The organism is Rathayibacter sp. AY1B4 (genome assembly GCF_002932815.1).
Lineage (GTDB): Bacteria > Actinomycetota > Actinomycetes > Actinomycetales > Microbacteriaceae > Rathayibacter.
Genome location: NZ_PSWN01000010.1, coordinates 1 through 19,667 on the forward strand (window position 1 = coordinate 1; position 19,667 = coordinate 19,667).

Sequence of the window (19,667 nt, forward strand, 5' to 3'; positions counted from 1 at the left end):
GGGCGGCGGGGCGGACGGGCCATGGGCGGGTGCCTCCTCGATCGCGGCGGGGGAAGTGGAGCGGCCCCGGCGCCCGCACCGAGGTGCTGGGCTCCGGGGCCGGTCCGGCGTGCCGAGACTACGCGGAGAAGCGCGGGAAGGCGGAGCGACCCGCGTAGGTCGCCGCACCTCCCAGGATCTCCTCGATGCGCAGCAGCTGGTTGTACTTCGCGACGCGGTCCGAGCGGGCCGGGGCGCCGGTCTTGATCTGGCCGCCGTCCACCGCGACCGCGAGGTCGGCGATGGTGGTGTCCTCGGTCTCGCCGGAGCGGTGCGAGAGGATCGCGGTCATGCCGTTGCGCTGGGCGAGGGCCACGGCGTCGAGCGTCTCGGTGAGCGTGCCGATCTGGTTCACCTTGACCAGGATCGAGTTGCCGGCCTTCTCGGCGATGCCGCGGGCGAGCCGCACCGGGTTGGTGACGTACAGGTCGTCTCCGACGAGCTGCACCTTGTCGCCGATGGCCGCGGTGAGGTGGGTCCAGCCGGCCCAGTCGTCCTCGTCCAGCGGGTCCTCGATCGAGACCAGCGGGTAGTTGGCGACGAGGTCGGCGTAGTAGGAGGAGAGCTCCTCGGCCGAGAGCTTCTTGCCCTCGAACGTGTAGGCGCCGTCCTCGTAGAACTCCGAGGAGGCGACGTCGAGCGCGAGCCCGATGTCCTTGCCGGGGGTGAAGCCGGCGGCCTCGACGGCCTTGAGGATGAAGTCGAGCGCCTCGCGGTTGGTGGGCAGGTCGGGGGCGAAGCCGCCCTCGTCGCCGAGGCCGGTGGCGAAGCCGGCCTTCTTCAGCTGCGCCTTGAGCGCGTGGTAGATCTCGACGCCCCAGCGCAGGCCCTCGGAGAAGGACTCGGCGCCCAGCGGGACGGCCATGAACTCCTGGATGTCGACGCCGGTGTCGGCGTGCGCGCCTCCGTTGATGATGTTCATCAGCGGCACGGGCAGGGTGTGCGCGTTCGGGCCGCCGACGTAGCGGAACAGGTCGAGGTCCGACGACTGCGCGGCGGCCTTGGCCACGGCGAGGCTGACGCCGAGGATCGCGTTCGCGCCCAGGCGGGACTTGTTCTCGGTGCCGTCGAGCTCGATCAGCTCGGCGTCGACGAGGCGCTGGTCGGTGGCGTCGAAGCCCTCGATGGCCGGGCCGATCTCGTCGATGACGGCGTCGACGGCCTTCTGCACGCCCTTGCCGAGGTAGCGGTCGGAGTCGCCGTCGCGGAGCTCGTACGCCTCGAACGCGCCGGTGGAGGCGCCGGACGGGACGGCCGCTCGCGAGGACGCGCCGTCCTCGAGCAGGACCTCGACCTCGACCGTGGGGTTGCCACGGGAGTCCAGAATTTCTCGGGCGACGACTGCCTCGATAAGGGCCACAACTATCTCCTCTTGACGGGTGGGCTCCCGGAGACGGGAGCGGTCGGGAAGGAGTCTACTGACCGCCTCCGAAGCGCAGGAGACCGCGGCCGGTCGTAGACTCCCAGGGCCCGATCGCCGGACGGCCCGGGCGCACCCGCCGACCCGGAGGTTCCCCGTGACCACGACCGCCGCCGACCACGTCGACCGTCTCACCGCCGTCGTCCCGGACTTCCCGAGCCCGGGCATCCTGTTCCGCGACCTCACGCCGGTCTTCGGCGACGGCGAGGCCCTGCGGGCGGTGGCCGACGCGCTGATCGAGCCCTACCGCGGCCGGATCGACGCGATCGCGGGCGTGGAGGCGCGCGGCTTCCTGCTCGCCGCAGCGGCCGCCTACTCGGCGGGTCTCGGCGTCGTCACCGTCCGCAAGCCCGGCAAGCTCCCGCGGGCCGTGCTGCGCGAGCAGGCGACCCTCGAGTACGGCGAGACGATGCTGGAGGTGCACGAGGACGCGGCGCCCCGCGGCTCGCGGCTGCTGCTGGTCGACGACGTGCTGGCGACCGGGGGCACGCTCGACGCGAGCCGCCGCCTGATCGAGCGCGCAGGGTGGAGCCTCGAGGGGATCGCGGTGGTCATGGAGCTCGACGGGCTCGGCGGCCGCGAGGTGCTGGCCGGCCACCGCGTCGACGCGATCGTCACCGTCTGACCCGGCCCCGTCGCTCCGCTCCCCCTGCCCTCCCCCTTCCCGCGAGACACCACCGGGGTATGCGACCCACCGGGCGAGCCGCACTCGAATTGCGTCCCGCGGAAGGGGGAAGGGACGAGGTCAGGTGAGGGAGAGGGACATCCGGGAGAGGACGAAGGTCTCGAGCACCTGCACGAGCATGTAGAGCACGAGCGAGACGCCGGTCACGAGCACGACCGCCGACCAGACGTCCGCGAAGCGGGCTTGGGCGGACCAGGCGTTGATCGCCCCGCCGATGCCCGCACCGGTGGAGAGCCACTCCGCGAGCAGCGCGCCCGTGATCGCCCCTGGCACCGAGATGCGGATCGCGGCGAAGAGCGAGGGCAGCGAGCCGGGGATGGCCACCTTGCGGATCGCGGTGAGGGTGCTGCCTCCGTAGACCGCGACCACGTCGAGCATCTGCGGGGAGGCGTTGTTGAGGCCGAAGGCGATGGTCACCAGCGCGGGGAACAGGACGACGATCCCGCCGATGACCGCGACCGAGGCGATCGAGCCGGTCCCGAAGACCAGGATGATCAGCGGCGCCATCGCGATCAGCGGCACCGAGCGCAGCAGCATCGCGAACGGCATCAGCGCGTGCTCGATGCCCTTCGACAGGCGGAACAGGATCGCGCCGAGGATCGCCACGACCAGGCCGGCCGCGAAGCCGATCAGCGCGTCGCCCATGGTCACGGCGAAGAGCCCGCCCAGCTCGGCGCGGTGCTCCGCGGCCTTCGCATCGGTCACCAGGTGCTGCCAGACGTCCCACGGGCCCTTGACCACGTAGGGCGAGACCCCGCTGAAGAGGACGACGCCGATCCAGATCGCCAGCACGATCACGATCGTCGACAGGGCGACGAGCAGGCTCTTGCGCAGGCTCTTGAGGGTCGCGCCGAGGGCGGCCGTGCGCAGCTGGCGCCGCAGCTCGTCGACCGCGAGGATCGATGTGGCCGTGGACTGCTCCGTGCGGTCGGGAACGGTGGTCGTCATGGTCATGCCCGCTTTCCGGAGGACCAGGGCGCGATGAGGCGCCCGATCAGTCCGACGATGCCGTAGCCGAGGAGCGCGACGCCCGCGCAGAGGAGGAAGAGCGCCCAGACACGGGGCGAGTTCAGCGAGACCTGCGCCGCGACCAGGATCGGGCCCACGCCCGTCTCGATCTTGCCGAAGTACTCGCCGAGGATCGCGCCGAGGAAGGCCGCGGGCACCGCGATCTGCAGCGCCGACAGGATGTTGGGCAGCGCCGCGATCAGGCGGACCTTGCGCAGCTGAGTGAAGCGCGAGCCCCCGTAGACCGTGACGACGTCGAGCGCCGCCTTGTCGGCCGCCTTCAGCCCGAGCAGGCTGCCGACGACCGTGGTGAAGAACACCGAGAGGCCGGCCAGGAAGATCGCCGTCGCGCTCGCCTTCCCGGGAGCGTCCGCACCGCCGAGGATCAGCAGCACGATCGCTCCGATGGCGACGATCGGCACGCAGTACGTGATGACCGCGAGCTGCGAGACGACCCCCTCCAGCCAGGGCAGGACCAGCACGAGCGCCGAGAGCACCAGCGCGAGGAGGTTGCCCCAGAAGTAGCCGACGGCCGCCTCGCCGATCGTGACGGAGAAGTTGCGCCAGTAGAAGCCGGCGCCGTCCTCCATCGCGGTCTGCACGACCTGCACGGGAGTGGGGACGGGCGCGTAGGTCGCGGCGCCGGTGGGCGCGGTGACGAGCGCCACGATCCACCAGACGGCGACGATCGCGGCGACGCCGATCAGCCCGGTGAGCCACGGAGGCAGGGACAGGGCGCGGCGCGGGGCCGCGGGGAGCGTGGTGGCCACGATGCCTCCTAGACGCGGTCGTCCGCGGCCGCGCCGCCGTCGCCGAACAGCAGCTCGGAGGCCTGGTCGACGTAGGCGTGGAACTCGGGGGTGCGCTGCATCTCGGGAGTGCGCGGGCGGGGGAGGTCGATGTCGATGATCTCCTTCACCCGTCCCGGGCGCGGGCTCATCACCGCGACGCGGTCCGAGAGGAAGATCGCCTCCGAGATGCCGTGCGTGACGAGGAGCGTCGTGGCGGGCTTCTCGGTCCAGATCCGCAGCAGCTCGAGGTTGAGCTTCTGCCGCGTCATGTCGTCGAGGGCGCCGAACGGCTCGTCGAGCAGCAGGACCTCGGGCTTGAGGATCAGGCACCGGGCGATCGACACGCGCTGGCGCATGCCGCCGGAGAGCTGGGCCGGCTTGGCCTTCTCGAAGCCGCGGAGGCCGACGAGGTCGATCAGCTCGTCGATGTAGGACTGGTCGACGCTCTTGCCCGCGATCTCGAACGGCAGGCGGATGTTCGCCATGACGCTGCGCCACGGCAGGAGCGCGTGGTCCTGGAAGGCGATGCCGAGCTTGTTGTCGCGGCGCAGCTCCTGGGGGGTCCGGCCGTCGACCCGGATGGAGCCGGACGTCGGCTCCTCCAGCCCCGCGAGGATGCGCAGGATGGTCGACTTGCCGCACCCCGACGGGCCGAGCAGGGCGAGGAAGCTGCCCTGGTCGGTGTGGAGGTCGGTGTCCTGCAGCGCCGCGACGCTGCGCGAGCCCATCCGGAACGTCTTCGACAGGCCGTGGATCTGGATGCCGGTGCCGCCGGCACCCTGGTCGCGCAGGGTGCCGGCGTCGGTCGTGTCGGTCACGAGTGGTGCCCTTCGTGGATCAGGATCAGGCCGCGTACTTCATCAGCTCGGGGTTCTCCTCGTAGACCTCGTCGAGGAGGGTCAGATCGAAGAGGTCCTCGGCCGTGACGTCGATCCCGGCGCCCGCGAGGGACGCGATGGTCTCGGACTGCAGCGTCTCGGAGATGGTGAAGAGGCCGTTCGAGACCGTCTCGTCCGAGACGACCAGCTCCTCGGCCTGGATGGTGGCGCCCTTCTTGGAGGACTCCTCGTTGAGGCCGAGGTCCTTGCCGTAGTTCTCGACGGCGAGCATCGCGCCCGCCTCCGGGTCGTTGACGGCGTCGGTCCAGCCCTTGATCTCGGCGACGAGGAACGCCTTCAGAGCATCGCGCTTCTCGGCGATCGCCTGCTCCGACACCGAGAAGGTCTCGGCGACGAAGGGGAGGCCGTTGTCGGCGAAGGGCAGGTTGACGACCTCGTAGCCCTCGGCCGCGACCGTGATGGCCTCGTTCGTCAGGTAGGCGATGAAGCCGTCGACGGTGCCGTTGACGAGGACGGAGGGGTCGTACTCGACGGGGACGACCGTGAGGTCGGACTCGGAGAGGCCGTTCGCGGCGAGCAGCGCCTGGAACAGGGAGGTGTTCGAGGCCTGGACGCCGATCTTCTTCCCGGCGAGGTCGGCCGGAGTGGCGATGTTACCGGCGGTCTTGATCGAGAGGACCGTGAAGGGGTTCTTCTGGTAGGTCGCGCCGATGATCTTGAGCGGGGCCTCCTGCTGGGCGATCGCGGTGCCGATCGAGACGGCGTCGCTGAGCGCGACGTCCGCGCTGCCCGAGAGGAGCTCGGCCACGCCCGTCGAGGGGCCGGGGGTGAGCGTCACTCCCGCCAGGCCGGCCTCGGTGAAGTAGCCCTTCGAGTCGGCGAAGAACTCGCCCGCGAACTCCTCGTTCTTGATCCAGGAGAGCTGGACCTTGAGGGTGCCGAGGTCGCCGCCGTCCGCGGCGGACGCGCCGGAGGAGTCGGAGGCGCAGGAGGCGAGGACGGAGGCGCCGCCGATCGCGAGGCCGGCGACACCCGCCAGGCGGAGGAGGCTGCGGCGGTCGAAGGCCGGGAGGGAGCGGAGGGGCGACAGGGTCAAGGGGACTCCTCGGGTGGGGATCGTCAGGGCTGCTGCGGTGCGGTGCGCGGGGTCGCGACGGGTGCCCGTGCAGGCGCGCCAAGCCGCGCCGATCGGGTGCCTCGACGCTATCCGGGGGAGATTTCTCGGGTGTGTCCGCAGATTTCGCGGGTATTAAGGCTCTCACGGATCCGACAAGGATCCGACCAGATCGGCATGATCCTCTGACGGATCGTCTGAGACCCTGTTCAGGCCTCACAGGACAGCCCCGGCCCGTCCCACGGGCGCGGCTCAGCGCAGGCAGCCGGCGTCGCTCACCCGGCGCCGCCGGCGCGGATCAGCCGAGGTCCTTGAAGGAGAGGTCGGCGGCGGAGGCGGCGTCCCGCGGGACGAGCGCGAAGCGGGTGAAGCCCGCGGCGGCCGCGCGGTCCAGCAGCGGGGTGAGGTTCTTCGCCCGGCGCTCGAGGCGCACGCGCGAGCCCCGGGCGATCAGCTCCTGCTTGAGCGCGAGCAGCAGCTCGGGCGCCGCGTCCCGCTCGTGGACGAGGACGACGGCGTCGGGACGCTCGACGACGGCACCGCCGATCAGCTCGACGATCCGCTCGAAGCCGATCGAGAAGCCGCAGGCCGGCACGTCCTGACCGAGGAAGCGGCCGATCATCCCGTCGTACCGCCCGCCGCCGCCGACCGAGGAGCCCGAGGACGGGTGCGCGATCTCGAAGATCGTGCCGGTGTAGTAGCCCATGCCCCGCACGAGCGTCGGGTCGAAGCGGAGCGAGACGCCGGCGGGCAGCGAGCGCAGCGACCGGGCCAGGGTCTCGAGCGCGAGCACCGCCTCCGGGTCGATGCCCTCGGGCAGCACGTCGAGGATCGCGGACTGCTCGAGCGCCACTCCCCCGGCGGCGACCGCCTGCTCGATCCGCGCGAGGTAACCCCCGAGGACCGCGGCCGCGTCCGGCCCGTCGGCCTCCAGCTCGGCGACGACTCCGGTGGCGCCGATCTTGTCGAGCTTGTCGATCGAGATCAGCGCCGGGCCGAAGCGCTCGGGGGCGAAGCCGCAGTGCTCGAGGATTCCGGTGAGGATGCGGCGGTCGTTGATCCGGATGGTGCAGTCCTCGAGGCCCAGGGCGTCGAGTGCCGCCGCGGTCGCCGTGATGAGCTCGACCTCGGCCAGCTGCCCGGGCTCGCCGATGATGTCGATGTCGCACTGCACGAACTGGCGGTACCGCCCCTTCTGCGGGCGCTCGGCGCGCCACACCGGCGCGATCTGCACCGACCGGAAGACGGCCGGCAGCTCGGCGCGGTGCGAGGCGTAGAAGCGGGCGAGCGGCACCGTGAGGTCGAAGCGCAGGCCGAGGTCGGCGAGGGCGGACGCGTCGTCGACCGCCGCCAGGTCGTCGCGGGTGAGCCCGCGGCGCAGGACGCTGAAGGCGAGCTTCTCGTTGTCGCCGCCGAGCCCGGAGTGGAGGCGGTCGAAGTCCTCGACCACGGGCGTCTCGATCTCGTCGAACCCGTGGGAGGCGTACACGCGGCGGATGACGCCGAGCGCGTGCTCGCGCTTCGCCTTGTCGGCGGGGAGGAAGTCGCGCATGCCGCGGGGCGGGGTGATCGGGGAGGCCATGACGGCGATTCTCCCAGATCGGCCGGGGCGGGCCGGCGGGCGCCTCAGTCCGCGCGCCGCTCCTGCTCCACCGCGCGGATCTCGTCCTGCAGGTCGCGCGTCGCCGTGCGGAGCGCGCGCTCGGCGTCGAGCCCCTGGGCGCGGGCGGAGGCGACGATGGCCAGCAGCAGCGGGCCGAGGTCCTCCTCCGACTCGATGGGCAGAGGGCCCTGGCCGGCGTCCACGACGCCCAGCGAGGTCGCCTTGCCGATCACCTTGTCGGCGAGCGCGAGGGCGGGCATGCCCTGCGGGATCCCGTCGAGCACGCTGGTGCGGTGCGGCTTCTCGGTGCGCTTGAGCTCGTCCCACACCGCGATGACGTCGTCGGCCGTCTCGGCCGTGGCGTCGCCGAAGACGTGCGGGTGGCGGCCGATCATCTTGGCGTTCATGTGCGCCGCGACGTCCTCGATGGTGAAGGGCTCGGCGCTCTCGGCCGCCAGGTCGGCGTGGAAGAGCACCTGGTAGAGGACGTCGCCGAGCTCCTCGATCAGGTCGGCCCGGTCCCCCGCCTCGATGGCGTCGACGAGCTCGTACGACTCCTCGATCAGATAGCGCACGAGCGACTCGTGGGTCTGCTCGGCGTCCCACGGGCAGCCGCCCGGGGCGCGGAGGACGTGGACGGTGCGGATGAGCTCGTCGAGCCGGGGATGCGCGGTCACCCCGCCATCCTCGCATCCGGTCCGGCCGCCGCCGCGGACATCCGGGCGGCGCGGGCGCCCGGGAGCCTCAGGCCCGCGCGAGTCGCCGCCGCGCGACGAGGAGGCAGCCGCCGGCGACGAGCGGCACCGCGGCGAGGAGCCCGGGTGACGCCGCGACGGACACCGCGGTCGAGGCGCTGACCAGTGCACCCGCCAGGTTCCAGAGGACCACCGCGACTCCCGCGCCGTCCCCGATCGGGAGCGGCACCGGGCTGAGCAGCTGCGGCGGCAGCGGACCCCGGGTCGCATCCATCGCCCGCGCGGCGACGGCGGCGACGGCGGTCGCGGCGGCCACCGGCACCGCCGCGCCCGGGAGCAGCAGCGAGGCGGCGAGGGCGCCGAGCATCGCGACTCCGACCGCGAGCACCAGAGGGAGCACGGCGTGCAGGAGGAGCAGCTCGAACGGGCCGGGGGCGAGGAGCGCCGGCTGCCCCGCGGTCGCGGCGGCGTGGCGGAAGCCGTCGCTCCAGACGCCGGCGCCGAGGTAGGCGAGCACGCCCGCCGCGGCGGCCGGGAGCGCGAGGAGGGAGGACGGCACGACCGCGGCGAGCACGGCGGCGGCGCCGGCGGCGGCCAGGGCGACGACCGCGACCGCCGAGCGGCCGGGAGTGCGCAGCGCGCCGATCGCGTCGCGCACCGGCACCGCGAGGGCGAACGGGGAGTGGCGGACCGCTCGGAGCCCCCGCCCGATCGCCGGGAGGGCGCGGTACCCGTCGAGCGACTCGGCGAGATCCCCCGTCGCTCCGAGCCGGGCGGTCGCCGACCACTGCCGGGCCTGGGCGAGGAGCCGAGGTCCGCGCGCGGCGTCGAGCAGCCGGGGCGCCGCGGCCAGGAGGACCGCGGCCGACGCGAGCAGCACGGTCGCGGCGCGCACCTCCTCCGCTCCGCTCACGGCCGAGGCGAGGAGGCCGCCCGGCGTGGGCGCACCGGGCACGAGGGCCCCGAGGACCGCGAGGGAGGCGAGGAGGCCCGCCGCGAGCGCGGGGAGGCGCGAGGGCAGGCACTGACCGGCGAGCCAGGCGACGGCGAGGAGGCCGGCGAATGCGGCGCCGCCGACGACGGCCGCGAGGAGCGGCGCGGAGGCGGCGACGGCGAGGAGCGACGCGACGGCGGAGCAGCACGCCACGAGACCGGCCGACGCCCGGACCACGGGTCGGCGGAGCACCGCCCAGCGGCGCAGATCGGTCGCGAGCAGCACGGCCGTGGTGTGCGGCTCGCCCACCGCGGGTCCGCGCACCCGGCCCAGGAGCACGGCGGCGGGCAGGGCGAGACCCGCGGCGAGGGCGACCAGCGGCTCCGGCGCGGCTCCCGCCTCGGCAGCGAGGAGCGCGAGGGCCCGGGCGACGGGGAGGACGACGACGAGGACGGTCATCGCGGCGAGGTAGCCCGCGTAGGCGCGCGGACTCGGCGGAGCCGCGGCGCGGTGCCGGTGCAGAGCCCGCACCTCGGCGACGCGGGCCCCCTCCGCGCGCGTCACGCCCGCTCCAGCTCGACGACCCGCGCGCCCAGACCCTGGATCAGCACAGGGCTGTGGGTCGCGACGACGAGTGCCCGGGACGCGGCTGCGCGCCGCAGGACCTCCGCGACCAGCGGCACCCGCTCGACGTCGAGCCGCTGCTCCGGCTCGTCGAGCAGCAGCACCGCGGAGGGACGGGCCAGCACGAGCGCGAGGGAGAACAGCTGCGTCTGCCCGGAGGAGAGCTCGTGCGGGAAGCGGCGGGCGAGCGGAGCGAGCGCGAGCGCGTCGAGACCAGCTGCGGCCTCGCGGCGGGCATCGGCGACCGGCGCGCCCCACGAGACGGCCACCATCGCGAGGTGCTCCTCGAGGGTCAGGTCCCGCTCGAAGGGAGGGGTGCCGATCAGGGCGGCGACGGCGCGGCGGTGGGCGGCGGAGCGCTCCTCCGGGGCGCGCCCGGCCACCGCCACGACTCCCTCGCTCGGAGCGGTGAGGCCGGCGATCACCCGCAGGAGCGTGGTCTTGCCGGTGCCGTTGCGGCCCGTCACCGCGACGCGCTCCCCCGCCTCCACCTCGAGCGAGCACGGGGCGAGCAGCTCGACCCCCGAGGCGCGCACCGCGACCCCGCGGACGGCGACCAGCGGGCCGGCGAGCGGCTCCGGCTCACGGGGACGTCGGGCGGCGAGGAGCGGCATGCCCTCCATCCTGCCAGTGGGCCCTACGTCAGCGGCGACGGCCGCCGGAGCGGAGCGGCGCGCCACCGGGGAGCGCCGCCCCGAGGACCTCAGACGGTGACCGGCTCCGGGAACAGCGCGTCCAGGAGCGACGCCACCCACTGGATGAGCGCCCGGTCGCCGAGCGGGACGCCGTCGAGCACGGGCATCGGCACGACGACCGCGTCGGCCTGCTGCAGGTACTTCGCGGTCGGGTACATCCGGCGCAGGCGCACCTGGATCGAGTCGGGCAGGTGAGCGGGAGCCACGCGGACGTTCGAGCCCATCGCGACCACGTCGCTGAGGCCCGCCTTCTGCGCGCGCATGCGCAGCCGCGACACCAGGATGAGGTTCTCGACCGCCTCGGGCAGCTCACCGTAGCGGTCGGTCAGCTCCTCGACCACGAGGTCGATGCTCCCCTCCTTCGCCGTCGGCGACGACGCGGCCGACAGCTTCTGGTACGCCTCCAGGCGCAGCCGCTCGCTGTCGACGTACTCCTCCGGGATGCGCGCGTCGACGGGCAGCTCGAGCCGCAGCTCCGTCTGCCCCTCGGCGACCTCGCCGCGGAAGGTGTCGACGGCCTCGCCGATCATCCGCAGGTAGAGGTCGAAGCCCACGCCCTGGATGTGCCCGGACTGCTCGCCGCCGAGGAGGTTGCCCGCACCGCGGATCTCGAGGTCCTTCAGCGCGATCTGCATGCCGCCGCCGAGGTCCGAGTTGGCGGCCAGCGTCTGCAGCCGGTCGTGCGCGGTCTCGCTCAGCGGCTTCGTCTCGTCGTAGAGGAGGTACGCGTAGGCGCGCTCGCGGCCGCGGCCGACCCGCCCGCGCAGCTGGTGCAGCTGCGAGAGACCGTACTTGTCGGCGCGGTCGACGATCAGCGTGTTGGCGTTCGGGATGTCGAGGCCGGTCTCGACGATCGTCGTCGACACCAGGACGTCGAACTTGCGCTCCCAGAAGTCGACGATGATCCGCTCGAGCTGCGACTCACTGAGCTTGCCGTGCGCGACCGCGATCCGCGCCTCGGGAACCAGCTCGGCGAGCTGCGAGGCGACGCGGTTGATCGTCGAGACGCGGTTGTGCACGAAGAACACCTGGCCCTCGCGCAGGAGCTCCCGGCGGATCGCGGCCGACACCTGCTTCTCGGAGTAGGGGCCGACGAAGGTGAGGATCGGGTGGCGCTCCTCCGGCGGGGTCGCGAGGGTCGACATCTCGCGGATGCCGGTCACCGCCATCTCGAGCGTCCGCGGGATGGGCGTGGCGCTCATCGAGAGGATGTCGACGTTCTTCTTCAGCGCCTTGAGCTTGTCCTTGTGCTCGACGCCGAAGCGCTGCTCCTCGTCGATCACGAGCAGGCCGAGGTCCTTGAAGACGATGTTGTCGCTGAGGAGCCGGTGGGTCGCGATGACCATGTCGACGGTGCCGTCGGCCAGGCCCTCGATCGTCTCCTTCGACTCCTTCGCGCTCTGGAACCGGCTGAGCGCCCGCAGGTGGACGGGGAAGCCGGCGAAGCGCTCCTGGAACGTCTCGAGGTGCTGGCGGACGAGCAGCGTGGTCGGCACGAGCATCGCGACCTGCTTCCCGTCCTGGATCGCCTTGAACGCGGCGCGCACGGCGACCTCGGTCTTGCCGAAGCCGACGTCGCCCGAGAGCAGGCGGTCCATCGGGATCGGCCGCTCCATGTCGGCCTTGACCTCGTCGATGACGGTGAGCTGGTCGGGGGTCTCGGCGAACGGGAACGCCTCCTCCAGCTCGCGCTGCCAGGGGGTGTCCGGCGGGAACGCGTGCCCGCGGGAGGCCATCCGGGCGGAGTAGAGCTTCACGAGCTCGACCGCGATGTCGCGGACCGCGCGGCGGGCCTTGCTCTTGGCCTGCGCCCAGTCGCTCCCGCCCATCTTGCTCAGCGCCGGAGCCTCGCCGCCGACGTAGCGGGAGAGCAGGTCGAGCTGGTCCGTGGGGACGAGCAGCTTGTCGCCCGGGAAGCCGCGCTTGCTGGGGGCGTACTCGAGCACCAGGTACTCGCGGCGGGTCTTGATCGCGTTGCGGCCCCCGCTGGAGACCTCGCGCTGCGAGAGCTCCACGAACCGGCCGATGCCGTGCGTGGCGTGCACCACGAAGTCGCCGGGCGTGAGCTGCAGCGGGTCGACGACGTTCTTGCGACGCGACGCGAGCTTCTTCACCGCGCGGGAGTCGTAGCCGACGGTGCGGCCGTAGAACTCCGTGTCGGTGAGCAGGGCGAGCTTCGCCTCCTCCACCTCGAAGCCGTGATCGACGGAGGCCTGGACCACGTAGGCCAGGCCCGTCTCGAGCCCGGCGGGGAGGTCGGCGACGATGCGGGCGGCGACCTCGTGCTCGGCGAGGACCTGGTCGGTGCGCTCGACCGTGCCGGTGCCGGGCGCGGTCAGGACCACGGTCCAGCCGTCGGCCAGGCGCGCGCGGACGTGGGCGAGGGCGCCCTCGACGCTCGCTCCGAAGCCGGGGACCGGCTCGCCCTCGACGCGGACGGCGAGGATCTCGTCGATCCCGAGCTCCTCCGGCAGCACCTCGGCCTCGCCCGCGGCGGGGCCCTGGCGGAACGTGCTCATCGTCCACCACGGGTGGTCGGGAGCGTCGGCGCCCGGGGCGCTGAGCTTCACGGAGTCGCGGAGCGCGCCGAGCGAGATGAACTCGCCCGAGGCGAGGTCGATGGGGGCCTCGGCGCCGGCGGTCGCCGCGCTCCAGGCCGCCTGCAGGAACTCGCGGTTCGTCTCGGCGAGGCTGATCGCCCGCGTCGCCACGCGCTCGGGGGCGAGGACCGCGACGGCCGCACCCTCGGGGAGGTAGTGCGAGATCGGGACCAGCCGCTCCAGCAGCGCGGGGGCGAGCGACTCCATCCCCTCGACCGGGATGCCCTCGGCGATCTTGGCGAGCATCGCCGACAGGCTCGGGAACTCGTGCAGCATCTCGCGGGCCCGCTGCCGCACCGCGGGCACCAGCAGCAGCTCGCGGCTCGGCGGGAGGACCACCGAGTCGGCCTCGCCCGGAAGCGAGCGCTGATCGGCCACGGAGAAGCCGCGGATGGAGTCGACCTCGTCGCCGAAGAAGTCCACTCGGCTCGGATGCTCGGCCACCGCCGGGAAGACGTCGAGGATGCCGCCGCGCACGGCGAACTCGCCGCGGCGCGTGACCATGTCGACCCGGGCGTAGGCCAGGTCGACCAGCTCGGAGGAGATGCGGCCGAGGTCGTAGCCGCGGGCGCCCTTCACGAGTCGGATCGGCTCGATGTCGGCGAGGTTGTCGGCGACCGGCTGCAGCGCCGCGCGCACGGAGGCGACCACCACGAGGGGCCGCTCGCCCGACCACTGCTTCATCCGCCGCAGCGCGTCCAGGCGCCGCCCCACGATCTCGGCGCTCGGGCTGAGGCGCTCGTGCGGCAGCGTCTCCCAGGCCGGGAACTCGACCACGTCCGCGTCCGGCAGCATGCAGCCGAGGGAGGCGCGCACGTTCTCGGAGTCGCGGCCCGTGGCCGTGACCACCAGCGCCGCCTGCGGGCGTCCCGCCTCCGCGCGCCTCTCGATCAGCCCCGCGAGCAGGGGGACCCGGAGGCCGTCGGCCACCGAGAAGTCGGCGTCCCGCACCGCGTACGCGAGAGCATCGTCGAACGTGGAGGCGCGCGACAGCGCCGAGATGATCTCGTTGAGGGGCACGGGTCCAGTTTACGGCCGCCCCGCGGGCCGACCGCCGAGGGAACCCCGAACCGTCGAGGGAGCCCGGGGCTGCGGTCTCCCTCGCCGTCCGGGGTCCCCTCGGTGGAGGGCGGGTCAGGCGCTGGTGTGGAACTTCAGCTGGGCGGCGGAGAGGCCGGAGTCGGCGATGAGCTCGACGGCGTCGGCGGCGTCCGAGACCAGGATCGGGAGCGCCTCGCGCTCCGGGCCGGCGAAGTCCTTCAGCACGAAGTCGGCGGCCTGCTGGCGGCCCGGCGGGCGGCCGATGCCGACCCGCACGCGCAGGAACTCGGCTCCTCCGGTCGCCGCGAGGATGTCGCGGATGCCGTTGTGCCCTCCGTGACCGCCGCCCTGCTTGAGGCGCAGGGTGTCGAAGGGGATGTCGAGCTCGTCGTGCACGACGATCAGGTGCGCCGGGTCGACCGAGTAGAAGTCGAGCAGCTGCGCCGTCGGCCCGCCGGAGAGGTTCATGAAGCTGTTGGGCTTGCCCAGCACGAGCTTCGGCCCGCCCGGGCGGAGGAAGCCCTCGGCGACCACGGCGTTGGCGCGGTTGTGCCGGCGGAACGAGCCGCCGATCCGCGTCGCGAGCTCGTCGAGCACCATCTGGCCGACGTTGTGCCGGTTGCGCGCGTACTGCGCGCCCGGGTTGCCCAGTCCGACGACCAGCCAAGTGTCACCCATGTCGTTCCTCTTCCTCGGGGGCGGCGGGGGGGTCCCCGCCGGACGCGGAACGGGCCCGCCGCGGCTGCGAGCGGGCCCGTTCCCGGGGTGGTGCGGACTACTCCGCGGTCTCGGCGACGACGTCGCCCGAGGCCGGGGTCTCGTCGTCCTCGCCCAGGTCCTGCTCGACCTCGGCGGTGACGTTGACGATGAGGATCTCGGCGTCGGTGACCAGCGTGGCGCCCTCGGGGAGCGTGACGTCGGCAGCGGTGATCTGCGTGCCGGCCTCGAGGCCCTCGACGGAGACGACGATGTTCTGCGGGATGCGCGTGGCGTCGACCTCGAGCGAGAGGGTGTTCGACTCGATCGAGACGAGGGTGCCGGGAGCGGCGTCGCCCTCGACGTGCACGGGGATGTCCACCTCGACCTTCTCGCCCTTGTTGATGACGACGAGGTCGATGTGCTCGATGATCTGGCGCACCGGGTCGCGCTGGATGTCCTTCACCAGCGTGGTCTGCGCGGCGCCCTCGATGTCGAGCTCGAGGATCGCGTTCGCCTTGCGGGTGAGCAGGAGCACCTGGTGGCCCGGGAGGGTGAGGTGCTGGGGCTCGGTGCCGTGGCCGTAGAGGACCGCGGGGATCTTGTCCTGCGCGCGGATCTTGCGGGCGGCGCCCTTGCCGAACGAGGTGCGGACCTCGACGACGACCTTGTTGGTCAGTTCAGCCATGATGTTCTCCTTGGGCGGCGCGCACGCCACCGGATCGGGTCGTGGCCTGCGGCCACGGACGGTTTGTCGACTCGAACGCATGTCAGCGTGAGGAGAAGTCCGTGGCGCCCCGTGGGGGCCTCGCCTGCTTCCACCGCGTCGATCACGGATGCACGTGCATCCCTCGCCGAAGTTCAGCTGCCGATCCTACCCGGCATCGCGGCCGCCCGCCAGCAGGCGGTCGCGCCGCCGGACTCGGAGCCGGACGTCCAGGCGGACCGCCTACCGTGCGGGTATGACGAGCGACGACTTCGGCTCCTACGTCGAGAAGAACGGCTTCCACCGCGACACGAACTACATCCCGACGCGGATCACCGCCGACGGCCGCGACGGGTACCCGGTGGAGGCCGGGCGCTACCGCCTCGTGGTCTCCCGCGCCTGCCCGTGGGCGAACCGCGCCGTGATCGTGCGGCGCCTGCTCGGTCTCGAGGACGCCCTCTCGATGGGCATCTGCGGGCCGACGCACGACAAGCGCAGCTGGACCTTCGACCTCGATCCGGGCGGCGTCGACCCGGTGCTGGGCATCCCCCGCCTCCAGGACGCGTTCTTCGCCCGCTTCCCCGACTACCCGCGCGGGATCACCGTCCCGGCCCTCGTGGACATCCCGAGCGGCCAGGTCGTCACCAACGACTACCCGGTGATGACGCTCGACTTCTCCACCGAGTGGACCGCGTTCCACCGCGACGGCGCCCCCGACCTCTACCCCGAGGAGCACCGCGAGGAGATCGACGAGATCGCCGAGCTGGTCTTCCACGACGTGAACAACGGCGTCTACAAGTGCGGCTTCGCCGGGTCGCAGCGCTCCTACGACCGGGCCTACGACCGCCTCTGGGCGCGGCTGGACTGGCTGGAGGAGCGGCTGAGCACCCGCCGCTACCTGGTCGGCGACACCATCACCGAGGCGGACGTGCGGCTCTTCACGACGCTCGCCCGCTTCGACGCCGTCTACTACAGCCACTTCAAGGCCAACCGGAACCTGCTGTCGGCGATGCCCGCGCTCTGGGGCTACGCACGCGACCTGTTCGCCACTCCGGGGTTCGGCGACACGATCGACTTCACCCACATCAAGTCGCACTACTACGAGGTGCAGCGGGACATCAATCCGACCGGCGTCGTCCCCAAGGGCCCGGACCTCTCCGGCTGGCTCGTCCCCTCGCGCCGCGAGGAGCTCGGCGGCCGCCCGTTCGGCGACGGCACTCCCCCGCCGCCGCCGATCCCGTCAGAGCGCGTCCCCCTCGGCCACGGCGCCTGACCGGTTCCGGTCGCGGTCGTCGCGGCGCGCGCAAGACCGTGCGCGCGCCGCACGACCGATGTGCAGCCGGGAGACGGCTCGGACCCGGGCTCCCCGGAGCGACCCGGGGCTAGCCTGGGCTCGCCCCTGAACGCGAACGTCGAGGAGAACCGTGTCTGACAAGCCCACCGCCACAGCCAACATCGGAGTCGTCGGTCTGGCGGTGATGGGCTCGAACCTCGCCCGCAACCTCGCCAGCCGCGAGGGCAACACGGTCGCGGTGTTCAACCGCTCCTACGGCCGCACCGAGACCCTCATCACGGAGCACCCGGAGGCGGGCTTCGTCGCCTCCGGCACCATCGAGGACTTCGCCGCCTCGCTCGCCACCCCGCGCACCGCGATCATCATGGTCCAGGCCGGCCGCGGCACCGACGCCGTGATCGAGCAGCTGACGAAGGTCTTCGAGCCCGGCGACATCATCGTCGACGGCGGCAATGCGCTCTTCACCGACACCATCCGCCGCGAGAAAGCCGTCCGCGAGACCGGCATCCACTTCGTCGGCACCGGCATCTCCGGCGGCGAGGAGGGCGCGCTCAAGGGCCCGTCGATCATGCCCGGCGGCTCGGTCGAGTCCTACAGGACCCTCGGCCCGATCCTCTCGTCGATCGCCGCGGTCGCCGAGGGCGAGCCCTGCGTCACCCACATCGGCACGGACGGCGCCGGCCACTTCGTCAAGATGATCCACAACGGCATCGAGTACGCCGACATGCAGCTCATCGCCGAGGCGTACGACCTGCTCCGCACCGTCGGCGGACACGAGCCCGCCGCCATCGCCGAGGTCTTCGACGCCTGGAACAAGGGCGACCTCGAGTCGTACCTCATCGAGATCACCGCCGAGGTGCTCCGCCAGGTCGACGCCGACACCGGCAATCCCTTCATCGACGTCGTCCTCGACCAGGCCGGCTCGAAGGGCACCGGCGTCTGGACCGTGCAGAACGCGCTCGACCTCGGCGTCCCCGTCGGCGGCATCGCCGAGGCCGTCTTCGCCCGCGCCGTGTCCTCCCACCCCGAGCAGCGCGAGGCCGTGCAGGCCCGCGTCACCTCGCGCCCGACCCCGGTGGAGAAGTACGAGGGCTTCGAGGACGACGTGCGCGCCGCGCTCTACGCCTCCAAGGTCGTCGCCTACTCGCAGGGCTTCGACGCGATCATCGCCGGAGCCGAGAAGTACGGCTGGGAGATCGACAAGGGTGCGGTCGCCAAGATCTGGCGCGCGGGCTGCATCATCCGCGCCCAGTTCCTCAACCGCATCGTCGACGCCTACGACGAGAACGCCGGCATCACGACCCTCCTCGAGGACCCGTACTTCGCCGAGGCCGTCGCCAACGGCGAGGCCGCCTGGCGCCGCATCGTCTCGACCGCCGCGCTCTCGGGCGTGCCGATCCCCGGCTTCGGCGCCGCGCTGTCGTACTACGACTCGCTCGCCTCCAAGCGCCTCCCGGCCGCTCTCGTGCAGGGCCAGCGCGACTTCTTCGGAGCGCACACCTACAAGCGCGTCGACAAGGAGGGCACCTTCCACACGCTGTGGTCGGGTGACCGCACCGAGGTCGAGCAGGACCCCTCCACGCACTGACCCGCGTCGCACGGGAAGGCGCCCCCGCCTGCAGGATCCACGGATCCTCGGGCGGGGGCGCCTTCCTCGTTGCGGAGAGAGCTCCCCCGTCGTCAGCGGAGCCGGGCGGTGGCGTCCGGCTCCCCGAGCACGCGCTCGACGCCCGGGCCGGCTGACCCCTCAGGTCCGGAACGCCCGCGCGATCAGGAGCGCCGCCAGGAGCACCGCTGCGGCGGCCGCCGTGGCCGCCGGGAGGGCGAGCAGGAGCAGCAGCGAGACCGCGGCCGACGCGAGGGCCGGGCCGCTCGCCCCGGCCGCTCCGTGGTCGAGGCGCCGCACGATGGTCGCCACCAGCAGAGCGGCCACGGCGAAGGCGAGCAGCGCGTCGGCGTCGAGGATCACGACCGCGAGCACGGCGACCAGGCAGAGGACGAGCTGGGCCGCCGCGGGCACGCCGGTCCTGCGGTTCCTGGTGGCGAGCACCGCCGGGATCTCCCCCGCGTCGGCGAGACGGACGAGGGCGCGCGCATCCCTCCTCCCGAGGTCGAGGAGCGCGAGCAGGACCGCGATCACCGCGGCGGCCCCGACGAGCCCGGACGCGGGCGAGCCTCGGGTGACAGCGCTCAGGGGGGTCTCCGAGGACGCGAGGACCTCGGGACCGGCCGCCAGGAGCAGACCGGTGCCGAGCGCGGCGGCGGCCGCCGTGGCGATCCCGATGCGCAGCAGGGCGGGGCGGAGAGCCGTCACCGCGCCGGAGCGGGACGTCGGCAGGAGGATGAGGAGCAGCGCCGCGGCGGTGCCGGCTCCCAGCGGCCCTCCGTCGCGCAGCGGGTCGAGCGGCGCGGGGTCCGGAGGGGACGCCAGCACGAGCACGGCGGCGGCGGCCAGCAGAACGACGACCGCACCGACGAGGAGCAGGACCGGGCGGGCGGGGAGGCGCCCGCCGCGCAGACCGAAGAGCGCGACGGCCACGAGCAGCAGGACGGCCAGGGGCCGGGCCGCTCCCCCGAGGACCGACTGGGCCGCGGTCAGGGCCAGCGCGGCCGAGGCGAAGGCGCGCCCGACGATCCCGAGCCACTCGGAGGAGGGGCCGTCGTGGACGGTGCGCCCGGCATCGGCGACGGCGCTCAGGGCCGCGGCGGCCGCAGCGACGGCGAGCCCGAGGAGCAGCCACCAGCCCGCCGCGGCGGCGGCCGGCGACCAGACCAGGAAGACCGCCGCCAGGGCGAGGGTCGCATCCGAACGCTGGGGCACGGCCTCACCCTAGGCGGTGGAGCCGGGGCGGGACCCGGGTGCGCTGTGCAGGGCGCACCCGG

At 73.0% G+C, this 19,667-nt stretch carries 16 protein-coding genes; 3 read left to right on the forward strand and 13 right to left on the reverse strand.

Translation table 11 applies throughout. The features are described 5' to 3' along the window. Positions 1-118: 118 nt before the first annotated feature. Entirely contained in the window at positions 119-1,399 is a 1,281-nt protein-coding gene (eno, locus tag C5D66_RS08685) for a phosphopyruvate hydratase (protein ID WP_104222361.1), read from the reverse strand. 157 nt (positions 1,400-1,556) lie between these two features. Between eno and C5D66_RS08690 the strand changes: the two genes are divergently transcribed. Continuing rightward, positions 1,557-2,084: an adenine phosphoribosyltransferase gene (locus C5D66_RS08690; RefSeq protein WP_104274327.1), complete on the forward strand. Its 528-nt coding sequence runs from the start codon at positions 1,557-1,559 to the stop codon at positions 2,082-2,084. A 120-nt stretch (positions 2,085-2,204) separates the two neighbouring features. Here C5D66_RS08690 and C5D66_RS08695 read toward each other — a convergent pair whose 3' ends face one another. From C5D66_RS08695 to C5D66_RS08740, 11 genes are all read right to left on the reverse strand, one after another. Then, complete coding sequence (locus C5D66_RS08695; protein ID WP_244230660.1) at positions 2,205-3,092, reverse strand: ABC transporter permease; 888 nt, start codon at positions 3,090-3,092, stop codon at positions 2,205-2,207. A gap of 2 nt (positions 3,093-3,094) precedes the next feature. Then, positions 3,095-3,922 (reverse strand): ABC transporter permease, encoded by an 828-nt coding sequence (locus C5D66_RS08700; protein ID WP_244229606.1) that lies wholly within the window; start codon positions 3,920-3,922, stop codon positions 3,095-3,097. Positions 3,923-3,930: 8 nt separating this feature from the next. Beyond that, complete coding sequence (locus tag C5D66_RS08705) at positions 3,931-4,671, reverse strand: ABC transporter ATP-binding protein (RefSeq protein WP_104222373.1); 741 nt, start codon at positions 4,669-4,671, stop codon at positions 3,931-3,933. 115 nt (positions 4,672-4,786) lie between these two features. Next, entirely contained in the window at positions 4,787-5,878 is a 1,092-nt protein-coding gene (locus C5D66_RS08710) for an ABC transporter substrate-binding protein (protein ID WP_258059873.1), read from the reverse strand. A 316-nt stretch (positions 5,879-6,194) separates the two neighbouring features. Next, entirely contained in the window at positions 6,195-7,478 is a 1,284-nt protein-coding gene (gene hisS, locus C5D66_RS08715; RefSeq protein ID WP_104268004.1) for a histidine--tRNA ligase, read from the reverse strand. A gap of 44 nt (positions 7,479-7,522) precedes the next feature. Further along, a complete protein-coding gene (locus C5D66_RS08720) occupies positions 7,523-8,176 on the reverse strand; it encodes a MazG family protein (protein WP_258061308.1) in 654 nt (217 codons plus the stop codon). Between the two features lie 67 nt (positions 8,177-8,243). Further along, positions 8,244-9,692, reverse strand: a complete 1,449-nt coding sequence (locus C5D66_RS17455; RefSeq protein ID WP_258061307.1) for a hypothetical protein — start codon at positions 9,690-9,692, stop codon at positions 8,244-8,246. Continuing rightward, positions 9,689-10,366, reverse strand: a complete 678-nt coding sequence (locus C5D66_RS08725) for an ATP-binding cassette domain-containing protein (protein ID WP_104274329.1) — start codon at positions 10,364-10,366, stop codon at positions 9,689-9,691. Before C5D66_RS08725 ends, C5D66_RS17455 begins: the two co-directional genes overlap by 4 nt. Before the next feature lie 89 nt (positions 10,367-10,455). After that, positions 10,456-14,067 (reverse strand): transcription-repair coupling factor, encoded by a 3,612-nt coding sequence (mfd, locus tag C5D66_RS08730; protein WP_104262852.1) that lies wholly within the window; start codon positions 14,065-14,067, stop codon positions 10,456-10,458. Positions 14,068-14,181: 114 nt separating this feature from the next. Next, the gene (pth, locus tag C5D66_RS08735) at positions 14,182-14,766 is read right to left on the reverse strand and encodes an aminoacyl-tRNA hydrolase (RefSeq protein ID WP_104233681.1); all 585 of its coding nucleotides are present in this window, start codon (positions 14,764-14,766) and stop codon (positions 14,182-14,184) included. Positions 14,767-14,863: 97 nt separating this feature from the next. Continuing rightward, on the reverse strand, positions 14,864-15,472 hold the full coding sequence (locus C5D66_RS08740) for a 50S ribosomal protein L25/general stress protein Ctc (protein WP_104233682.1): 609 nt from the start codon (positions 15,470-15,472) through the stop codon (positions 14,864-14,866). A 274-nt stretch (positions 15,473-15,746) separates the two neighbouring features. On the opposite strand from C5D66_RS08740, the gene C5D66_RS08745 reads away from it, so the two are divergent. Beyond that, positions 15,747-16,763: a glutathione S-transferase family protein gene (locus C5D66_RS08745; protein ID WP_104226929.1), complete on the forward strand. Its 1,017-nt coding sequence runs from the start codon at positions 15,747-15,749 to the stop codon at positions 16,761-16,763. A gap of 151 nt (positions 16,764-16,914) precedes the next feature. Then, positions 16,915-18,372 (forward strand): NADP-dependent phosphogluconate dehydrogenase, encoded by a 1,458-nt coding sequence (gndA, locus tag C5D66_RS08750; RefSeq protein WP_104274330.1) that lies wholly within the window; start codon positions 16,915-16,917, stop codon positions 18,370-18,372. Between the two features lie 159 nt (positions 18,373-18,531). Here gndA and C5D66_RS08755 read toward each other — a convergent pair whose 3' ends face one another. Next, positions 18,532-19,605, reverse strand: coding sequence for a hypothetical protein (locus C5D66_RS08755; RefSeq protein WP_104274331.1), 1,074 nt, complete (start codon positions 19,603-19,605; stop codon positions 18,532-18,534). Positions 19,606-19,667: the final 62 nt, after the last annotated feature.